The organism is Nonomuraea sp. LP-02, assembly GCF_036289125.1.
Lineage (GTDB): Bacteria > Actinomycetota > Actinomycetes > Streptosporangiales > Streptosporangiaceae > Nonomuraea > Nonomuraea bangladeshensis.
In genome coordinates, this window is the sequence record NZ_JAXCLK010000001.1 from 7,281,834 (window position 1) to 7,300,179 (window position 18,346).

The 18,346-nt window shown below is 71.0% G+C and carries 18 protein-coding genes and 1 riboswitch; of the genes, 11 read left to right on the forward strand and 7 right to left on the reverse strand.

All coding sequences use genetic code 11. The features are described from left to right. The first annotated feature begins 9 nt into the window (after positions 1 to 9). Both SMD20_RS34240 and SMD20_RS34245 read left to right on the forward strand, forming a co-directional pair. Positions 10 to 1,044 (forward strand): ABC transporter ATP-binding protein, encoded by a 1,035-nt coding sequence (locus SMD20_RS34240; RefSeq protein WP_329589241.1) that lies wholly within the window; start codon positions 10 to 12, stop codon positions 1,042 to 1,044. Continuing rightward, complete coding sequence (locus tag SMD20_RS34245; protein WP_329589243.1) at positions 1,031 to 2,044, forward strand: ABC transporter ATP-binding protein; 1,014 nt, start codon at positions 1,031 to 1,033, stop codon at positions 2,042 to 2,044. The genes SMD20_RS34240 and SMD20_RS34245 overlap by 14 nt, the downstream gene beginning before the upstream one ends. Positions 2,045 to 2,089: 45 nt before the next feature. Here the strand turns inward: SMD20_RS34245 and SMD20_RS34250 are convergent, their stop codons facing one another. From SMD20_RS34250 to SMD20_RS34260, 3 genes are read right to left on the reverse strand one after another with little or no spacing between them, the layout of a single operon-like run. Continuing rightward, positions 2,090 to 3,280: a lipid-transfer protein gene (locus SMD20_RS34250; protein ID WP_329589245.1), complete on the reverse strand. Its 1,191-nt coding sequence runs from the start codon at positions 3,278 to 3,280 to the stop codon at positions 2,090 to 2,092. Then, positions 3,277 to 3,693: a Zn-ribbon domain-containing OB-fold protein gene (locus SMD20_RS34255; RefSeq protein WP_329589247.1), complete on the reverse strand. Its 417-nt coding sequence runs from the start codon at positions 3,691 to 3,693 to the stop codon at positions 3,277 to 3,279. Before SMD20_RS34255 ends, SMD20_RS34250 begins: the two co-directional genes overlap by 4 nt. Before the next feature lie 25 nt (positions 3,694 to 3,718). Next, positions 3,719 to 5,113 (reverse strand): S8 family peptidase, encoded by a 1,395-nt coding sequence (locus SMD20_RS34260; protein ID WP_329589249.1) that lies wholly within the window; start codon positions 5,111 to 5,113, stop codon positions 3,719 to 3,721. Positions 5,114 to 5,360: 247 nt separating this feature from the next. On the opposite strand from SMD20_RS34260, the gene SMD20_RS34265 reads away from it, so the two are divergent. From SMD20_RS34265 to SMD20_RS34275, 3 genes are read left to right on the forward strand one after another with little or no spacing between them, the layout of a single operon-like run. Next, positions 5,361 to 5,660 carry a DUF3263 domain-containing protein gene (locus SMD20_RS34265; protein ID WP_329589251.1) on the forward strand — a complete coding sequence of 100 codons (300 nt, stop codon included), beginning with the start codon at positions 5,361 to 5,363 and terminating at the stop codon, positions 5,658 to 5,660. A gap of 51 nt (positions 5,661 to 5,711) precedes the next feature. Next, positions 5,712 to 6,467: a trehalose-phosphatase gene (gene otsB / locus SMD20_RS34270; protein ID WP_329589253.1), complete on the forward strand. Its 756-nt coding sequence runs from the start codon at positions 5,712 to 5,714 to the stop codon at positions 6,465 to 6,467. 38 nt (positions 6,468 to 6,505) lie between these two features. After that, on the forward strand, positions 6,506 to 7,078 hold the full coding sequence (locus SMD20_RS34275; RefSeq protein WP_329589255.1) for a hypothetical protein: 573 nt from the start codon (positions 6,506 to 6,508) through the stop codon (positions 7,076 to 7,078). A 15-nt stretch (positions 7,079 to 7,093) separates the two neighbouring features. On the opposite strand, the gene SMD20_RS34280 is transcribed toward SMD20_RS34275, so the two are convergent. Beyond that, positions 7,094 to 8,518 (reverse strand): alpha,alpha-trehalose-phosphate synthase (UDP-forming), encoded by a 1,425-nt coding sequence (locus SMD20_RS34280; protein ID WP_329589257.1) that lies wholly within the window; start codon positions 8,516 to 8,518, stop codon positions 7,094 to 7,096. A 31-nt stretch (positions 8,519 to 8,549) separates the two neighbouring features. Here SMD20_RS34280 and SMD20_RS34285 point away from each other — a divergent pair, with 31 nt between their 5' ends. From SMD20_RS34285 to groL, 5 genes are all read left to right on the forward strand, one after another. Continuing rightward, entirely contained in the window at positions 8,550 to 9,104 is a 555-nt protein-coding gene (locus SMD20_RS34285) for an RNA polymerase sigma factor (protein ID WP_091094399.1), read from the forward strand. Positions 9,105 to 9,183: 79 nt separating this feature from the next. Next, a riboswitch (SAM riboswitch) is annotated at positions 9,184 to 9,325 on the forward strand. Between the two features lie 13 nt (positions 9,326 to 9,338). Next, positions 9,339 to 10,574: a threonine synthase gene (thrC, locus tag SMD20_RS34290; protein ID WP_329589263.1), complete on the forward strand. Its 1,236-nt coding sequence runs from the start codon at positions 9,339 to 9,341 to the stop codon at positions 10,572 to 10,574. Between the two features lie 23 nt (positions 10,575 to 10,597). Next, positions 10,598 to 10,873: a MoaD/ThiS family protein gene (locus SMD20_RS34295; protein ID WP_329589265.1), complete on the forward strand. Its 276-nt coding sequence runs from the start codon at positions 10,598 to 10,600 to the stop codon at positions 10,871 to 10,873. Positions 10,874 to 11,114: 241 nt separating this feature from the next. Continuing rightward, positions 11,115 to 11,315, forward strand: a complete 201-nt coding sequence (locus SMD20_RS34300; protein WP_090947280.1) for a cold-shock protein — start codon at positions 11,115 to 11,117, stop codon at positions 11,313 to 11,315. A gap of 337 nt (positions 11,316 to 11,652) precedes the next feature. After that, positions 11,653 to 13,278 (forward strand): chaperonin GroEL, encoded by a 1,626-nt coding sequence (gene groL, locus SMD20_RS34305; protein ID WP_329589269.1) that lies wholly within the window; start codon positions 11,653 to 11,655, stop codon positions 13,276 to 13,278. 68 nt (positions 13,279 to 13,346) lie between these two features. Here the strand turns inward: groL and SMD20_RS34310 are convergent, their stop codons facing one another. Continuing rightward, positions 13,347 to 13,877: a YbhB/YbcL family Raf kinase inhibitor-like protein gene (locus tag SMD20_RS34310; protein ID WP_329589271.1), complete on the reverse strand. Its 531-nt coding sequence runs from the start codon at positions 13,875 to 13,877 to the stop codon at positions 13,347 to 13,349. A 97-nt stretch (positions 13,878 to 13,974) separates the two neighbouring features. Then, entirely contained in the window at positions 13,975 to 15,984 is a 2,010-nt protein-coding gene (locus tag SMD20_RS34315) for a HelD family protein (protein ID WP_329589273.1), read from the reverse strand. A 167-nt stretch (positions 15,985 to 16,151) separates the two neighbouring features. Between SMD20_RS34315 and SMD20_RS34320 the strand changes: the two genes are divergently transcribed. After that, entirely contained in the window at positions 16,152 to 16,481 is a 330-nt protein-coding gene (locus SMD20_RS34320; RefSeq protein WP_329589275.1) for a hypothetical protein, read from the forward strand. Positions 16,482 to 16,692: 211 nt separating this feature from the next. On the opposite strand, the gene SMD20_RS34325 is transcribed toward SMD20_RS34320, so the two are convergent. Continuing rightward, complete coding sequence (locus SMD20_RS34325) at positions 16,693 to 18,345, reverse strand: DNA repair helicase XPB (RefSeq protein WP_329589277.1); 1,653 nt, start codon at positions 18,343 to 18,345, stop codon at positions 16,693 to 16,695. Position 18,346: the final 1 nt, after the last annotated feature.

An 18,346-nucleotide genomic window follows, 5' to 3' on the forward strand; every position in this document is an offset into this window, starting at 1 on the left:
GACCGAACAGTGAGCAGGACGTCAGCGGACGTGTTGCCGGTCGAGGGAGGACTCGGCAACGAACCGCTGCTCGCCGTCGACAACCTGCACGTGGAGTTCCACACCCGGGCGGGGATCGTGCGCGCCGTGAACGGCGTGAGCTACACGGTCAACCCGGGCGAGACACTGGCGGTGCTGGGCGAGTCGGGCTCGGGCAAGTCGGTGACCGCGCAGGCGATCATGGGCATTCTGGACATGCCGCCCGCGCGCATCCCCAAGGGAGAGATCCGCTTCAAGGGCACCGACGTGCTCAAGCTGTCGGAGGAGGCCCGCACCCAGGTGCGCGGCCAGCGCATCGCCATGATCTTCCAGGACGCGCTCTCCGCGCTCAACCCGGTCTTCACCGTGGGCTGGCAGATCAGCGAGATGTTCCGGGTGCACCGGGGCATGTCCAAGGGCGACGCCATGAAGAAGGCGGTCGAGCTGATGGACCGGGTCCGCATCCCGGCCGCCAGGCAGCGCGTCAACGACTACCCGCACCAGTTCTCCGGCGGCATGCGGCAGCGCATCATGATCGCGATGTCGATCGCGCTCGACCCCGAGGTGCTCATCGCCGACGAGCCGACCACGGCGCTCGACGTGACCGTCCAGGCGCAGATCATGGAGCTGCTGGCCGAGCTGCAGCGCGAGAGCCAGATGGGCCTCATTCTGATCACCCACGACCTCGGCGTCGTGGCGGACGTGGCCGACAAGATCGCCGTCATGTACGCGGGACGCATCGTCGAGAACGCCCTCGTGCACGACATCTACCGGACGCCCGCCCATCCGTACACGAAGGGCCTGCTGGAGTCGATCCCCCGGGTCGACCAGAAGGGCCAGGACCTGTACGCGATCAAGGGCCTGCCGCCCAACCTGCTCGAACTGCCCAGCGGGTGCTCGTTCAACCCGCGCTGCCCCTACCGGCAGGGCAACTGCGAGACCGACGTCCCCCCACTGCATCAGATCAGCGGCACGCGCGGCAGCGCCTGCCACTACTGGAGGGAGGTCCTCGATGGCGATCGGTGAGAAGATCCTTGAGGTGCGTGACCTGGTCAAGCACTTCCCGCTGACCCAGGGCATCCTCTTCAAGCGGCAGATCGGCGCGATCAAGGCCGTGGACGGCGTCTCGTTCGACCTGCACAAGGGCGAGACGCTGGGCATCGTGGGCGAGTCCGGCTGCGGCAAGTCCACGCTGGCCAAGGTGCTGATGGCGCTGGAGCGGCCCACGTCGGGGTCGGTCATGATCAACGGCCGCGACATCGGCCGGGCCAAGGGCGCCGAGCTCAAGCGCATGCGGCGCAACATCCAGATGGTCATGCAGGACCCGTACACCTCGCTGAACCCCCGGATGACCGTGGGCGACATCATCGGCGAGCCGTACGAGATCCACACCGAGGTGGCGCCCAAGGGCGACCGGCGCACGAAGGTGCAGGAGCTGCTGGAGGTGGTCGGCCTCAACCCCGACCACATCAACCGCTACCCGCACCAGTTCTCGGGCGGCCAGCGGCAGCGCATCGGCATCGCCCGCGGGCTGGCGCTCCAGCCGGAGATCATCGTGTGCGACGAGCCGGTGTCCGCGCTCGACGTGTCGATCCAGGCGCAGGTCATCAACCTGCTGGAGCGGCTGCAGAACGAGTTCGGGCTGGCCTACATCTTCATCGCGCACGACCTGTCGGTGGTCCGCCACATCTCCGACCGGGTCGGGGTGATGTACCTCGGCAAGTACGTGGAGCTCGGCAAGGACACCGAGATCTACGACCGGCCCGCGCACCCGTACACGCAGGCGCTGCTGTCGGCGGTGCCGGTGCCCGACCCCGAGGGGCGGGAGCAGCGGGAGCGGATCATCCTCCAGGGTGACCCGCCGTCGCCGGCCAACCCGCCGTCGGGCTGCCGGTTCCGTACGCGGTGCTGGAAGGCGCAGGAGATCTGCGCCGAGGAGGAGCCGCTGCTGCAGATCCGGCCGGGCACGGCGCACGAGAGCGCCTGCCACTTCGCCGAGACGCACGACGTGGTCCACGTCAACTGACGCCTCCGGAGAAGGCCCTCCCCTCGCGGAGGGCCTTCTCGCGTCTCATCGCGTGACCAGGATCGCGCTGCCGTGGCCGAACAGGCCCTGGTTGGCCGCCAGACCGGCCCTGGCCCCCTGGATCTGCCGGGGGCCTGCCCGGCCGCGGAGCTGGTCGGTCAGCTCGCAGAGCTGGGCGACCGCCTGGGCGGGGATCGCCTCGCCGAACGAGGCCAGGCCGCCCGACGGGTTGACCGGGATCCGGCCGCCGAGGGCGGTGGCGCCGTCGCGCAGCAGCTTCTCGGCCTCGCCCGGCGGGCACAGGCCGATGTCCTCGATCCAGTCCAGCTCCAGGGCCGTGGACAGGTCGTACACCTCGGCCAGCGACAGGTCCTCAGGGCCGAGGCCGGCCTCCTCGTACGCGGCGTGCGCGATGGCCGCGCGGAAGGGCCGCTCGGGCGGGGGGACGGCGGCGCAGGAGTCGGTGGCGAAGTTCGGCAGCTCCAGGACCGTGTTGGGGAAGGTGGGCGTGACGGTCGAGACGGCCGCCAGGCGCACCAGGTCGCGGGCGCCGGCGTGCCGGCGGGCGTACGACTCCGAGGCCAGCACCACGGCCGCGCCGCCGTCGGAGGTGGCGCAGATGTCCATCAGCCGCAGCGGGTCGGCCACCATGGGCGAGGCCAGGACCTCCTCCGGGGTGACGGTCCTGCGGTAGCGGGCCATGGGGTTGAGCGCGCCGGCGCGGGCGTTCTTGACCTTGACGCCGGCGAAGTCGTACGGGGTCGAGCCGTGCAGGGCCATCCTGCGGCGGGCGTACAGGCCGAAATAGGCCGGATTGGTGGCGCCGAGCAGCCGGAACCGCAGCCAGTCGGGATCGTCGGGGCGATCGCCGCCCACCGGGGCGAAGAAGCCCTTGGGGGTGGAGTCGGCGCCGACGACCAGGGCGAGGTCGCACAGCCCGGCGAGGATCCTGGTGCGGGCCAGGTCCACGGCCTGGGCGCCGGAGGCGCAGGCGGCGTAGCAGGAGGCGATCCTGGCACCGGTCCAGCCGAGCGCCTGGGCGTAGGTGGAGCCCGCGACGAAGCCGGGGTAGCCGTTCCTGATGGTGTCGGCGCCGACGAGGTACTGGATGTCGGTCCAGGCGACCCCGGCGTCGGCGAGGGCGGCGCGGGCGGCGGCGAGGCCGTACTCGGTGAAGGGGCGGCCCTGCTTGCCCCAGGGGTGCATGCCGGTGCCCAGCACCACGACGCCGCTCATGAGGCCGCTCCAGGGGCTCGCCGCCACATCCACACCAGCGGGCCGTCCGCGAGGGGGCCCGCGGTGAGCTCCAGTTCCATGCCGACCTCCAGCTCGTCCACGGTGAGGCCGGCGACCTGGCCGAGCACCACGATCCCGGCTCCGTCGAGCTCGACCGCCGCCAGGGTCACCGGCACGTACGGCTGCGCCGCCACGTAGGGCGGGGGCGGCGGGTAGGCGGCGTTCGTGTACGACCACACGCGCCCCCGCCGGGGGAGCCGGGCGACCTGCATGTCGGTCCCGTCGCAGCGCGGGTCGGGGCAGGATCCGCGGCGGGGCGGGAAGCAGAGGGTGCCGCAGGCCGCGCAGCGGGTGCCGAGCAGGACGACCCCGTCGGCGTCGACGGCGAACCAGCCCTCGATCGCGTACGTCATAGCCGGAGTATCACACAAGCGCTTGCTAGGGTGAATCCCCGTCGCGCCGCCGTCTCACCATCACCCGCATCGACATGGCCGCCATCAGCCCCAGCAGCCCCGCGACCACGGCCGTCCTGCTCGCGGGAACGGGCGCGCCCGGCCCCGCCCCGGAGCGGGGGCCGGGCCCCGCAGGCGGGCCCGCCGCCGCCCGCGGCCGGTCGGCAGTGCCGAGTCCGCCGGTGGTCCCCGGCTCGTCGGCAGTGCCGAGCCCCCGGCCGGTCCTCGGCTCGTCGGCAGTGCCGAGTCCGCGGGCGGTCTCCGGCTCGTCGGGGGCGCCGAGTCCGGCGGCAGTGCCCAGTTCGTCCGTTGCGCGCAGTTCGTCCGCCGCGTGGAGCGCCAGCAGGGCGTCGGCGACGCCGTGCCCGTACGTGCGGCTGTGGCCGCCCGGTGGGCGCCTTCTGGTGCCCTGTTCGATGGCCGTGCGCACCTCCTGCGGCGACAGACCGGGATGGGCGGAGCGGATGAGCGCGGCGATGCCCGCCACCATGGCGGCGGCCGAGCTGGTGCCGTCGCCCACCGCGTACGAGCCCGCGCCGTCGGCCGTGACGATGTCCGTGCCGGGCGCGACCACGGACAGGTGGTCCTGCCGGTTGGAGAAGCGGGCCACCCGGAGCTCCCGGTCCACCGCGCCCACGGCGATCACGCCGGGATAGGCGGCGGGGAAGTTCTTCCTGTTGGCGCTGTCGCCGTCGTTGCCCGAGGAGGCCACCAGCACCGCGCCCCTGCCGAGCGCGTACCGGACGGCCTCTTCCTCGGCCGCCGAGCCCTCCCGCGTGCCGCTGCCGCCGCCCAGCGACATGCTGATCACGCCGGCGCCGTGGTCGGCGGCGTAGCGGATGCCGCGCGCCAGGGCGTCGTGCCCGCCCCGGGGCTGCCGAGCGCGCTGCGGGTCGCCGCTCTCCAGCGTGACCCGTACGGACAGGACGCGGGCCGCGGGCGCGACGCCGACGATCCCGGCGGCGCGACCGGCGCCGTGCCCGCGGCCGGCGATCAGGCCGGCCATCGCGGTGCCGTGGTGGCCCCACGGCCCGTGGCCGCGCGCCGCGCCGGTGAGGTCGGGGCCCTCGACGACGGCGCCCGCGAGGTCGGGGTGGCGGGCGTCGACGCCGGTGTCGAGTACGGCGACCAGCACGCCCCGGCCCTCGCTGCGCCGCCACGCCTCGGGCAGGCGCAGCGCGCCGAGCTGCCACTGCCCGGCCCGCGCGACCGCCCCGATCCTGTCGCCGGCCCTGGTCTCGCCGACGGCGGTCACTGAGGCCGGGACGGCGAGCACGCAGCCGGCGGCCAGCGCCACGGCGAGGAGGCTCCTCATCACGTCAGAGCCCGCTGCGGCGCGGTCGCGACCCAGGCGTGGCAGCACGGTGAACAGCTGGTGCACGGAGGACCTCGAGCGGAGGAGAGGGGGAACGCTCGAACTGACCGGCATTCTGACATGCGGCCGCCACCGCAATCCGACGGTTCGGTAAACAGCCCGATACGCGGAGTAGTTCCGTTCTGTGGGCTTTTCTGCTACCTCGTAGGCGAAAGTCGAGACATACCCGTAGGGCGGGAGCTCAGCACATTACGATTGGCCACGGGCCGTGCGGGTGACGGGACCGTCACCCGTCCCCTCAGAGGAGGACACCATGGGAGCACCCCTCAGCGGTGACGATGCTGCCCACGAGCCGTCCCGACAGCCACTCACCGAACGCGACATCGAGCTCCTCGCCTTCGAACGCCAATGGTGGCGCTACGCGGGCGCGAAGGAGCAGGCCATCAAGGAGACCTTCGGGTTCTCCGCCACGCGCTACTACCAGATGCTGGGCGAGTTGATCGACCGTCCGGAGGCGCTTGAGCACGACCCCATGCTGGTCAAGCGGCTTCGCAGGGTGCGCGCCGAGCGGCAGCGCGACCGCGCGGCCAGAAGGCTTGGCATGCGCCCCTGACCTGCTGGGTACGGCAGGCGCGTGGAGAACATCCCTGGAATTGAAGCAATCTTGAAGGACCCCGCCGGGGCCGTGATCGGGCTCGACTTCGACGGAACCCTGTCCCCGATCGTGCCCGATCCGGCGGCCGCCGTGATCCACCCCAAGGCGCCCGCGGTGCTCGCCGAGCTCGGCGCGCACGTACGAGCCATCGTCATCGTGACGGGCCGGCCGCCGGCCACCGCGCTGGAGCTGGGCCCGGCGCTGGCCGACGTTCCCGGGCTGGTCATCCTCGGCCACTACGGCTTCGAACGCTGGGAGGGCGGCCGCACCTCCGCGCCGCCCCCGCCGGCCGGCGTGCCACGGGCCAAGGCCGACCTGCCGCTGCTGCTCGACTCGCTCGGCGTCGAGGGCGTCACCGTCGAGGACAAGGGCCGGGCCGTCGCGGTGCACACCCGCCGCGCTCCCGATCCCGAGAGCGCGCTGGCCGCGCTGCGCGAGCCGCTGGCCGCGCTCGCCGAGCGGCACGGGCTGGTGGTCGAGCCGGGCCGCATGGTGCTGGAGCTGCGGCCGCCGGGCATGGACAAGGGGCACGCGCTCGGCCTGTTCCTGGCCGAGAGGGACGCGCGTTCGGTGCTGTTCGCCGGCGACGACCTGGGCGACCTCGCCGCCTTCGACGCCGTACGGTCCTCCGGGCTGCCAGGGGTGACCGTGTGCAGCGGCTCGGCGGAGGTGACCGCGCTGGCCGAACGGGCCGACATCGTGGTGGACGGCCCGGACGGCGTGCTGGCGTTGCTGGCGGAGCTGGCGTCGGCGTTCAGCCGTTGATGACTGGACTGCAAGTCCGGTTCTCTAGAGTCGGGCTCATGATCAAGCGCTACCTCGCCGTCGCCGCCACCGCCGGCGTCACCCTCACCGCCGGTGCCCTCCCCGCCCACGCCGCGCCCGCCCAGGAGCTGAGGCTGCGTGCCGGGCTCACCCTCTACATCCCGATCCAGTGGGTGGTCCACCGCTTCGGCCCGGACAACGTGCAGGTCGTGACCGGCAAGTGCGGGAAGGCCCGGGGCTGGCGGACGGCGGAGTGCGACTCCTTCTACATCCTCGGGCCGTCGTTCATCAAGCGCGGCGCGGAGGGCTTCGGCCCCTACACCGGCAAGGACCCGTACTACACGGCGAGCGACGTGCAGCCGTGTCCGTTCAACGAGAAGTGGGGCGAGACCATCGGCCCGAAGGGCTCGCGGGGGCTGCGCCAGGTCGGGCCCGGCCACAAGGCCACGTACAACGCCTGGAAGTCCACCTGCGCGAGCTACAGCGGCACCCAGATCAAGGCCCGCTTCACCCAGCGCGAGTGGTACCTGCCGAAGAGCAAGATCCTGGTCGTCGACCAGTGGAACACCCCCGGCCTGGCCGACACGCTCAAGCACGCCGACTGGCGGTGAGCGCGGGATCGCGGCTCAGCCGAGGGCGTCGAGCTGGGCCGCGAGCCATTTCTGGGGCGGCAGGGCGGTGGCCGCGGCGCGCAGCTTGTCGCGCCGCGCCCGCCGCTCGTCCTCCGGCATGACCAGCGCCCTGTGCAGGGCCTCGGCGGTGCCGCTGATGTCGTAGGGGTTGACCATCAGCGCGTACGGGCCCAGCTCCGCGGCCGCGCCCGCCTCCCGCGAGAGCACCAGCGCGCAGCGCGGCGACAGCACCGGGCCCTCCTTGGCCACCAGGTTCATGCCGTCCCGGATGGGGTTGACCAGCAGCACGTCGGCCATCCGGTACGCGGCCAGCGACCGCGGATAGTCGTCGTGGACGTTGAGGATGAGCGGGTCCCAGTCCTCGGTGGCGAACTCGTTCTCGATCTCCTGGGCGCAGCGCTGCACCGAGGCGGTGTACTCGCGGTATTCCGGCAGGTCGTGCCGGCTCGGGTAGGCGAAGGCCAGGTGCACCACGCGGCCGTGCCACTCGGGATGGGCGGCCAGGAACTCCCCGTAGGCCACCAGGCCGCGCACGATGTTCTTGGACAGCTCGGTGCGGTCGATGCGGACGATGAGGCGGCGGTCGCCGACCTGCTCCCTGATCGCCGTGATGTGCGACTCGACGTCGGGCTCGCCGGCCCGCTCCCACAGCGCCGCGCCGTCCACCCCCAGGCTGTGGACGCCGATCCTGGTGGTGCGGCCCTCGTGGGTGACGCTGCGGGCCGCGCGGTCGACCTCCGCCCCGAGCACCGCCTCACAGCAGTCCATGAACGCCGCCGCCCACCGTTCGGCCAGGAACCCGGCGTGGTCGGCGCCGAGTATGCCCTCCAGGACCTCGCCGGCCACCTCGTCGGGCAGCAGCGAGAAGTACTCGGGCGGCGCCCACGGGGTGTGGCTGAAGTGCGCGATGCGCAGGTCGGGCCGCTCGGCCCTGAGCATGGCGGGGGTCAGCGTGAGGTGGTAGTCCTGCACCATCACGCGGGCGCCGTGCCCGGCCTCCTCGGCGAGGGCGAGCGCGAAGGCGCCGTTGTAGTCGCGGTAGGACTCCCACTCGCGGGCGAAGCGGATGCCGAAGCTGGGCGCGTTGGGGATGTCGTAGAGCAGGTGGTTGACGAACCACAGTGTGGAGTTGGCCACGGCGTTGTAGGCGCGGTGGAAGGTGGTCGCCGGGATGTCGAGCATGCGCAGCGGCCCGGTGTCGTAGCCGGCCTGGTCGAGCCGGCCGCCGGGGGACAGGCGTACGGCGCTGCGGTCGTCGTCGGACAGCGCCGCGCAGACCCACAGGACGCCGTCGTCCTTGGCGACCCCGGACAGCCCGGAGACGAGGCCGCCGCCGCCCCGTCTCATGATGAGGACACCGTCGTCGGAGACGGTGAAGGAGACCGGCCCTCTGTTGGAGGCCACGAGGACGCTGTTCATCGAAGCTCCTTCCGATCATAGGATCGCAGCTATGGCGCTTGATGAGCTAACCGAGGAACTCGCCCGATCCGCCGCTGCTGGAGATCATCGCGCGCTCGGCGAGTTGCTGGCCAGGATCGAGCCGGATGTGATGCGCCACTGCTCCCGGATCCTTCCGTACCACCAGGATGCCGAGGAGGCGTCGCAGGACACCCTGCTCGCGGTGGCGCGCAACATCGGCCGCTTCGAGGGGCGTGCCAGGTTCAGCACCTGGCTGCACATCGTGACGGCCAACTGCGCGCGCACCACCTACCGGTCGCTGAAGCGCAGGGCGGCCGAGCAGACCTCCGACGAGCTGCCGACGCAGAAGCCCGACGCGCGGCGGGTGAGCGTGATCGCCGGCTCGCGGCTCGACCTGCTCGACGCGATGGAGGCGCTGGAAGCCGACAAGCCCGATCTCGCGCAGGCGCTGGTCCTGCGCGACATCGTGCAGCTCGACTACAACGAGGTGGCCGAGCAGCTCGGCATCCCGCTGGGCACCGCGAAGTCGCGCATCCACCAGGCGCGCAAGTACGTCCAGGCGGCGCTGGGTGACGACTATCGGTGAGACGCCTCGTCTCATGCTTTGAGACAGGTGGTCATTCCCGCCGCTTCGGCGGGTAGAGTCGTGTGCAACAACTTCATACAGCTCATCCAGAGGGGTGGAGGGACCGGCCCTGCGAAGCCCCGGCAACCCTCCCGGCTTTCGACTCGCGACCTGGCGAGGCCGACCGGGACAAGGTGCCAATTCCGGTTCGCGGTCAAGGTGGCCGTGGGCGAAGATGAGGGAAGGCCTCGCTTCATGTCGCACGACTTTGGTCCTGCCGTCGCTCTGTCCTGCCGCGAGTGCGGCGCCCGTTACCCGCTCGGGCCGAGCTTCGCGTGTCTGGAGTGTTTCGGGCCGCTCGAAGCGGCCTACGAGTTCGGCCGGGTGACCCGCGAGGACATCGCCGCGGGCCCGGCCAACATCTGGCGTTACCGCTCGCTGCTCCCGGTCCCCGCCGACGTGGCGACCAAGCCCAACATGAACCCCGGCTGGACGAAGCTGGTCAGGGCGGGCAACCTCGGGCGGGCGCTCGGCATCAGATCCCTGCACGTCAAGGACGACTCCGGCAACCCCACCCACTCCTTCAAGGACCGGGTGGTCGCCATCGCCGTCGAGGCGGCGCGCAATTTCGGCTTCCACACGCTCTCCTGCTCCTCCACCGGCAACCTCGCGGGTGCGGTGACCGCCGCCGCGGCGCGGGCCGGGCTCGACGCCTGCGTGTTCATCCCGGCCGACCTCGAAGAGGCGAAGATCGCCATGGCCCGGGTGTTCGGCGGCAAGCTGATCGGCATCGACGGCACCTACGACGAGGTCAACCGGTTCTGCTCCGAGCTGATCGGCGACCCGCTGGGCGACAAGTGGGGGTTCGTCAACGTCAACCTGCGGCCCTACTACGCCGAGGGCTCCAAGACGCTCGCGTACGAGATCGCCGAGCAGCTCGGCTGGCGGCTGCCGGAGCAGATCGTCATCCCGATCGCCTCGGGCTCGCAGCTCACCAAGATCGACAAGGGCTTCAAGGAGCTCATCGCCCTGGGCCTGGTCGAGGACACCCCCTACAAGGTCTTCGGGGCGCAGGCCGAGGGATGCTCGCCGGTGTCGGCGGCCTACAAGGCGGGGCACGACGTCGTCCAGCCGGTCAAGCCGAACACCATCGCGAAGTCGCTGGCGATCGGCAACCCGGCCGACGGCCCCTACGTGCTGGACATCGCCCGGCGCACCGGCGGCGCCGTCGAGGACGTCACCGACGCCGAGGTCGTGGCCGCGATCAAGCTGCTGGCCTCGACCGAGGGCATCTTCGCCGAGACCGCGGGCGGCGTCACCGTGGGCGTGCTCAAGAAGCTCGTCGAGACGGGACGGCTCGACCCCGAGGCGGAGACCGTGGTCCTCAACACCGGCGACGGTCTGAAGACGCTGGACGCCATCGCCGGCGAGTCGTCGCGGCCCACCGCCGTGATCAAGCCGTCCCTCGACGCGTTCCGCGCGGCTGTCTGACAACCAGGAAAGGCGAGATAACCATGAGCGTTACTGTTCGGATTCCCACCATTCTGCGCACCTACACCGGCGGAAACGCGGAAGTGAGTGGCGAAGGCGCGACTCTTCGTGACGTGCTCGCCAAGCTCGATGCCGACTTCCCGGGGATCGGCGCGAGAATTCTGGATGAATCGGGCAAGATTCGGCGTTTTGTCAACGTTTACGTGGGGGAAGAGGACGTCCGTTTCGCCGAGGGCCTGGACACTGCCGTCCCGCAGGGCACGCAGATCTCCATCATCCCGGCGGTCGCCGGCGGCTGAGTGCCCGTACGACTCCACAGAAGGCGCCCCAAGCGGGCGCCTTCTGCTTTTCGGGCCTATTCAAACGTTGAAGTACCCGCACTGCGAACAAATGCGTCGTTCGCGGATTGACTCTGTTGCCAAACCCCTTGCCACAGGTATGGTCGAGGCGATCGTCTGGCTGATTTGTCGTTAAGTCGGACGATTACGGGTCTCGCGGTGGAATGGGCGAGATCTGTAGCCCCAGTAAGAGGAGTCGGAAGTGGCGCAGGGCACCGTCAAGTGGTTCAACGCGGACAAGGGCTACGGCTTCATCGCGGTAGACGGTGGTAAGGATGTATTCGTCCATTACTCCGCGATACTGATGGACGGGTACCGATCTCTCGAGCAGGGCCAGCGGGTCGAGTTCGAGATCACGCAGGGCCAGAAGGGACCGCAGGCCGAGTCTGTCCGCTCGGTCTGACTTACGTCACCTGGTATGCACCGGCGGGGCCCGTGCGGCAGCGCAGTCCGTACGAGCCCGCCACCCCCGTAGTCGTCGATCGGCGGCGGGCCACACGGTGAGCGGCCCGCCGTCCCTACGCAGATCGGCTGACCTGCGCGGAAACCCCTCCAGAAGGTCGTTCGCTTGCACTCGGCAGGGTAGAGTGCTAAACAGTTCGTTGGCACTCTGTGTGGCAGAGTGCCAGCAACTCGGGATCGAGACGATGGGGTCTGCCGAACGGAGATGCAGTCCCTGGCCGTCGCGGGCGTCGGCTCGGTCCAGGACAAGCCACCCTGCATCTGGGAGGTCTAGCCTTATGGCAGCCAAGATGATCGCGTTTGACGAGGACGCCCGGCGCGGTCTCGAGCGCGGTATGAACCAGCTCGCTGACGCCGTCAAGGTGACCTTGGGCCCCAAGGGCCGCAACGTCGTGCTGGAGAAGAAGTGGGGCGCCCCCACGATCACCAACGACGGCGTGTCCATCGCCAAGGAGATCGAGCTCGAGGACCCTTGGGAGAAGATCGGCGCCGAGCTGGTCAAGGAAGTCGCCAAGAAGACGGACGACGTCGCGGGTGACGGCACCACCACCGCCACCGTGCTCGCCCAGGCGCTGGTTCGTGAGGGCCTGCGCAACGTCGCCGCCGGCGCCAACCCGATGGCCCTGAAGAAGGGCATCGAGGCCGCCGTCGAGCGCGTCAGCGAGGAGCTCTCCAAGCTGGCCAAGGACGTGGAGACCAAGGAGCAGATCGCCTCCACCGCCTCCATCTCCGCCGCCGACCCCGAGATCGGCTCGCTCATCGCCGAGGCGATGGACAAGGTCGGCAAGGAAGGCGTCATCACCGTCGAGGAGAGCAACACCTTCGGCCTGGAGCTGGAGCTCACCGAGGGCATGCGGTTCGACAAGGGCATGGTGTCGATGTACTTCGTCACCGACTCCGACCGCATGGAGGCCGTCCTCGAGGACCCCTACATCCTGATCGTCAACAGCAAGGTCTCCGCCAACAAGGACCTGCTGCCCCTGCTCGACAAGGTCGTGCAGTCCGGCAAGCCGCTGCTGATCATCGCCGAGGACGTCGAGGGCGAGGCCCTGGCCACCCTGGTTGTCAACAAGATCCGCGGGCTGTTCCGCTCCGTGGCCGTCAAGGCCCCGGGCTTCGGCGACCGCCGCAAGGCCATGCTCAACGACATCGCCATCCTCACCGGTGGCCAGGTCATCGCCGAGGAGGTCGGTCTCAAGCTCGAGAACGCCACCCTCGACCTGCTGGGCCGGGCGCGCAAGGTCGTCGTCACCAAGGACGAGACCACGATCGTCGACGGCGCCGGTGACGCCGAGCAGATCTCCGGCCGGGTCAACGAGATCCGCGCCGAGATCGAGCGCACCGACTCCGACTACGACCGCGAGAAGCTCCAGGAGCGTCTCGCCAAGCTGGCCGGCGGCGTGGCCGTCATCAAGGCCGGCGCGGCCACCGAGGTCGAGCTCAAGGAGCGCAAGCACCGCATCGAGGACGCCGTGCGCAACGCGAAGGCGGCCGTCGAGGAGGGCATCGTCCCCGGCGGTGGCGTGGCGCTGCTGCAGGCCGGCGCCAAGGCGTTCGACAAGCTGGAGCTGTCCGGCGACGAGGCCACCGGTGCCTCGATCGTCAAGAAGGCTCTGGAGGAGCCGCTCAAGCAGATCGCGGTCAACGCCGGTCTCGAGGGCGGCGTCGTGGTGGAGAAGGTCCGCAACCTCACTCCGGGCGAGGGCCTCAACGCCGCCAGCGGCGAGTACGTCAACATGTTCGAGTCGGGCATCATCGACCCGGCCAAGGTGACGCGCTCCGCGCTGCAGAACGCCGCCTCCATCGCGGCGCTCTTCCTCACCACCGAGGCTGTCATCGCCGAGAAGCCCGAGAAGGCCGCTGCCGCTCCCGCCATGCCGGGTGGCGGCGACATGGACTTCTAGGTCTGTTCGCGAAGCCGAAAAACAAGAGCGGCCCGGATTTTCCGGGCCGCTCTTGTTCGTGACGGCGGTCAGACGCCGTAGACCGGGACGATGTGGCCGCGGGCCAGGGTGTTGGCCGTGATGTTGAAGCCGACCACCGCCGGGCTGGCGTCGCCGTCCACGCCCAGCTTGTCGACGCCCAGGGCGTGGACGGTGAAGACGTAGCGGTGCGGGGCGCCGGGCGGCGGGGCCGCGCCGCCGAAGGCCTTGGCGCCGTAGTCGTTGCGGGCGTGGGCGGCCCCCTCGGGCAGCCCCTTGAAATCGGGGGCGCTGCCCGCGCCCGCGGGCAGCTCGGTCACCGAGGCCGGCAGGTCGAACAGCACCCAGTGCCAGAACCCGCTGCCCGTGGGGGCGTCGGGGTCGTAGCAGGTGACGGCGTAGCTCCGGGTCCCTTCGGGCGCGCCGGACCAGCGGAGCTGGGGCGAGACGTTCTGGCCCGTCATTCCCCAGTCGTTGAAGACGTGCAGGTCGCTGAGCCGCTCGCCGTCCTGGATGTCGTCGCTCTCGACCACGAGCGCGGGAACCGACGGCAGGTGTTCATGGGGCAGCGGTGCTGGCACGGCATCCTCCTAGGTAGGCAGCGTTCCTGATCGCCATCCTAGAAGCGGCCGGGCCGGTCGCCGGTCATGGCGTCGCCGGTTCCCGCGCGGGGCGCGGTCACATGGCGAGCTGCGCCGGCAGGGGCTTGTCGTGCAGGACCGTGAGCGAGGTCACCGCACGGGTCAGGACGACGTACAGCCGGGCCAGGCCGCGGGGCTCGGCGGCGACGATGTCGGCGGGCTCGACCACGATCACGTGGTCGTACTCCAGACCCTTGGCGAGCGTGGCGGGGACGACGAGCAGGCGGTGCTCGCCCTCCTCCGGGGCGTCGGGGTCGAGCACGGAGTGCGGCCGGCCGGACAGCGCCCGGGAGACCTCGCCGACCAGCGCGTCCGGGACGATGACGCCGATCGAGCCCTCCTGGGCGAGCGCCGCGTCGGCGGCCTCCGCCACCGAGCCGCCCGGACGGATGCTCAGCGAGCCCGCGCCAGGACGCAGGGACTGCGGCGCGGCCAGGCCGGGGGCGATGGACGGCAGCAGCCGGGCGGCGAAGTCGAGCACCTCGCGCGGCACGCGGAAGCCGAGCGTCAGCTCGGTCACCTCGCCCTCGGCCTGGCCGAGGTGCTGGAGCACGCTCTTCCACGAGCTGGTGGACCAGGGCGTGGTGCCCTGGGCGAGGTCGCCGAGCACGGTGGCCGAGCCGTTGCGGCAGCGGCGGCCGAGCGCGCGCAACTGCATCTCCGACAGGTCCTGGGCCTCGTCCACGACCAGGTGGCCGAGCGAGGGGGTGCGCTCCATGAGGTCGCGCAGCTCGTCGAGGAGCGCGGCGTCCGCCACCGACCACTTGGCGGACTTGTGGCTACGGTACGGCTTCGCCCACAGGAGCAGGCCCTGCTCGTCGGGCGACAGGTCGGACTTGGCCGCTCTGGCGAGGAACTCCGGCTCGGCGAGCAGCCGGTGGAGCACCTGCTCGGGCGTCAGCTTCGGCCAGACCGCGTCCACGAGCTGCTTGACCGGCTTGGAGCGGGCCACGGCGTCCTGCACCCGGTCGTCGGGGGACTCGCCGCGCTGCTCCATCCGCACCAGCACCATGTGGGCCAGCCGTTGCGCGAGCGCCGCCCGTCCTGGCAGGTAGCGGGTGGTGCCGCGCAGGGAGGCGACGATCTCGCGCACCTCGTGGTCGGCCACCCGGTAGCGGTAGGCGCCCTTGGTGAACACCAGGCCCTCCTCCGGCTTCACGATGTGCAGCCAGAGGGCGCGTTCGAGCACCGCGGCCATCCGGGCGTCGCCCTTGACCGCGGCCACCAGCGGGTCCTCCGGGGCGGCGTGCTCGCCGAGCAGGCCCGCCACGGTCGTCTGGTCCACCTTGACCTCGCCCAGCGCGGGCAGGACCGAGGAGATGTAGGACAGGAACGCGCGGTTGGGGCCGACGATCATCACGCCGGACCTGGCCAGCCGCTCGCGGTGGGTGAACAGCAGGTAGGCGGCCCGGTGCAGGCCCACGGCGGTCTTCCCGGTGCCGGGGGCGCCCTGGACGCAGACGGTCTGGGCGAGCCCCGAGCGGACGATCTCGTCCTGGTCGGGCTGGATCGTGGCGACGATGTCGCGCATGGGGCCGGTGCGCGGGCGCTCGATCTCCTCGGTGAGGATCCTCGAAGGGCCGAGCTCGACGTCCCCATCGCCCAGGGGCTCGTCCTCGTACGCGGTCAGCGTGCCGCCGTGGTAGCCGAAGCGGCGGCGGCGTACGACGCCCATCGGCTCGGCCGGGCTCGCCTGGTAGAAGGCCCGCGAGACCGGGGCCCGCCAGTCGATGACCAGCGGCTTGCTGTGGCCGTCGTGGACGTGCCGGCGGCCGACGTAGATCGTGCCGGGCAGGTCGTCGCCGGACTCGCGGTCGAGCCGGCCGAAGAACAGCGGGGTGTCCGGGTGGTCGGCCAGGGCGGCGACACGCTGGTCGAGGAGGGACTGGAGGATCTGCTGCGACACCCAGTCGCCGGCCGCGTCGGCGGAGAGGGACTGGGCGTGGGCACGCATCGCCGTCAGCGCGGCCCTGGACTCGGCCAGGTGCCGCTGCTCGGCGGCGAGGACGTCGGCGGGTATGTCGGGGGCCAATTGGTGCGCGGGCATGCGAAAGTGCCTCCTTGTCGGGATCGGAGGTGGTCGTCGGAGGTGGTCAAGGTAGCGAATCGGTCAGTTTAGCCGTGCGCGGCGAGCGCTTCCACAGCATTTACCCGTGGGTGGGCGTGCCCTTGCGTGGGGCGGTTGGCGGTCCGGGGCGCGGGTAAAACGAAGGGATGGCGCGGGTGCGGGTCTCGCCGATCATCCCGACGATCGCGAGTTTCCTGCTCGCGGCGCTCTGGGGGTTGTCGGTGTTCGCGGGCTGGGGCCTGGAGGCGTTCTGCGCCGGGGGCGACGAGGACTGCCCGCGGCGGCTCGGCACGGTCTCCACGATGTCGGGCCTGTTCGCGACGCTGGCCGCGTGCTGCACGGCGGCGGCCTGGCTGCTGCCGGTCTCGCGCGGCGACCTGCGGGTGTTCGGGCGGCTCATGGGCGCGGCGGTGCTGGCGTGGGTGCTGGCCGAGGGCGTGCTCTTCGTCGGCGGGCTGCTGGCCCGCCACCCCTGAGCTGAGGACAACCTGGGAATACCGAAAAAATCGGGCATATCAGGTGGGTTTGCCGGATCATGGGGGTATGTCGCAGGCGGCGTGATAGTACGCAGGTGAGGGGGGTGGTTCGATTGTCGACGGCCCGCGGAGTCTCGTGGACGTGACACCACGTCGAGCGCTCGGCCGCTCACGCGCGAGCGGCCGGGCCTTCACCCGCTGAGAGCCACCCTCAGACGCCGTCGTGCACGTCGTCGGCGTCGATGATCTGGTAGGCGTAGCCCTGCTCGGCCAGAAAACGCTGCCGGTGCGCCGCGAACTCCTGGTCGACGGTGTCGCGGCTGACCACGGTGTAGAACCGCGCGCCCCCGCCGCTCGCCTTGGGCCGCAGCACCCGGCCGAGCCGCTGGGCCTCCTCCTGGCGCGAGCCGAACGTCCCCGACACCTGGATGGCGACGGACGCCTCCGGCAGGTCGATGGAGAAGTTGGCGACCTTCGACACCACGAGGACCTGGATCTCCTTGTCGCGGAACGCCTGGTAGAGCCGCTCGCGCTCCTTGACCCGGGTCTCACCCTTGATCACCGGCGCGCCGAGGTGCTCGCCGAGCTCGTCGAGCTGGTCGATGTACTGGCCGATGACCAGCACCTGCTCGCCCGCGTGCCGGCGCACCAACGCCTCGGTGACCCGCGTCTTGGACGGCGTGGTGGCGCAGAAGCGGTAGCGCTCCTCCGACTCGGCCATCGCGTACGCCAGCCGCTCCTCGTCGGTGAGCGTGACCCGCACCTCGACGCAGTCGGCCGGCGCGATCCAGCCCTGGTTCTCCATCTCCTTCCAGGGCGCGTCGTAGCGCTTGGGGCCGATGAGCGAGAACACGTCACCCTCGCGCCCGTCCTCGCGTACCAGCGTGGCGGTGAGCCCCACGCGCCGGCGGGCCTGGAGGTCGGCGGTCATCCGGAAGATCGGCGCGGGCAGCAGGTGCACCTCGTCGTAGACGATGAGCCCCCAGTCGCGCGCGTCGAACAGCTCCAGGTGGCTGTAGACGCCCTTCCGCCTGGTGGTCATCACCTGGTAGGTCGCGATGGTGACCGGGCGGATCTCCTTCTTGTTGCCGCTGTACTCGCCGATCTCGTCCTCGGTCAGCGACGTGCGCTTGAGCAGCTCGGTCTTCCACTGGTGGGCGGAGACGGTGTTGGTGACCAGGATGAGCGTGGTGGCCTGGGCGTGGGCCATGGCGGCCGCGCCCACGATGGTCTTGCCGGCGCCGCAGGGCAGCACGACCACGCCGGAGCCGCCGTGCCAGAAGGCGTCGGCCGCCTCCTGCTGGTAGGGGCGCAGCGACCAGCCCTCCTGGGCGAGCTTGATCGGGTGGGCCTCGCCGTCGACGTAGCCGGCCAGGTCTTCAGCCGGCCAGCCCAGCTTGAGCAGGGCCTGCTTGACGTTGCCCCGGTCGCTCGGGTGCACGACGACCGAGTCGGCGCCGAGCCGGTCGCCCAGCATCGGCGCGATCTTCTTGGAGCGCAGCACCTCCTCCAGCACCGCGCGGTCGCTGGAGGTGAGCACCAGGCCGTGCACCGGGTCCTTCTCCAGGCGCAGGCGGCCGTAGCGCGCCATGGTCTCGGCGATGTCGACGAGCAGCGCGTGCGGCACCGGGTAGCGGCTGTGGCTGATGAGCGCGTCGATGACCTGCTCGGCGTCGTGGCCGGCGGCGCGGGCGTTCCACAGCGCCAGCGGGGTGACGCGGTAGGTGTGGACGTGCTCGGGGGCGCGTTCGAGCTCGGCGAACGGCGCGATGGCCTTGCGGCACTCGTCGGCCTTGTCGTGGTCGACCTCGAGCAGCAGAGTCTTGTCCGACTGGACGATGAGCGGGCCGTCGTTCACGGACATC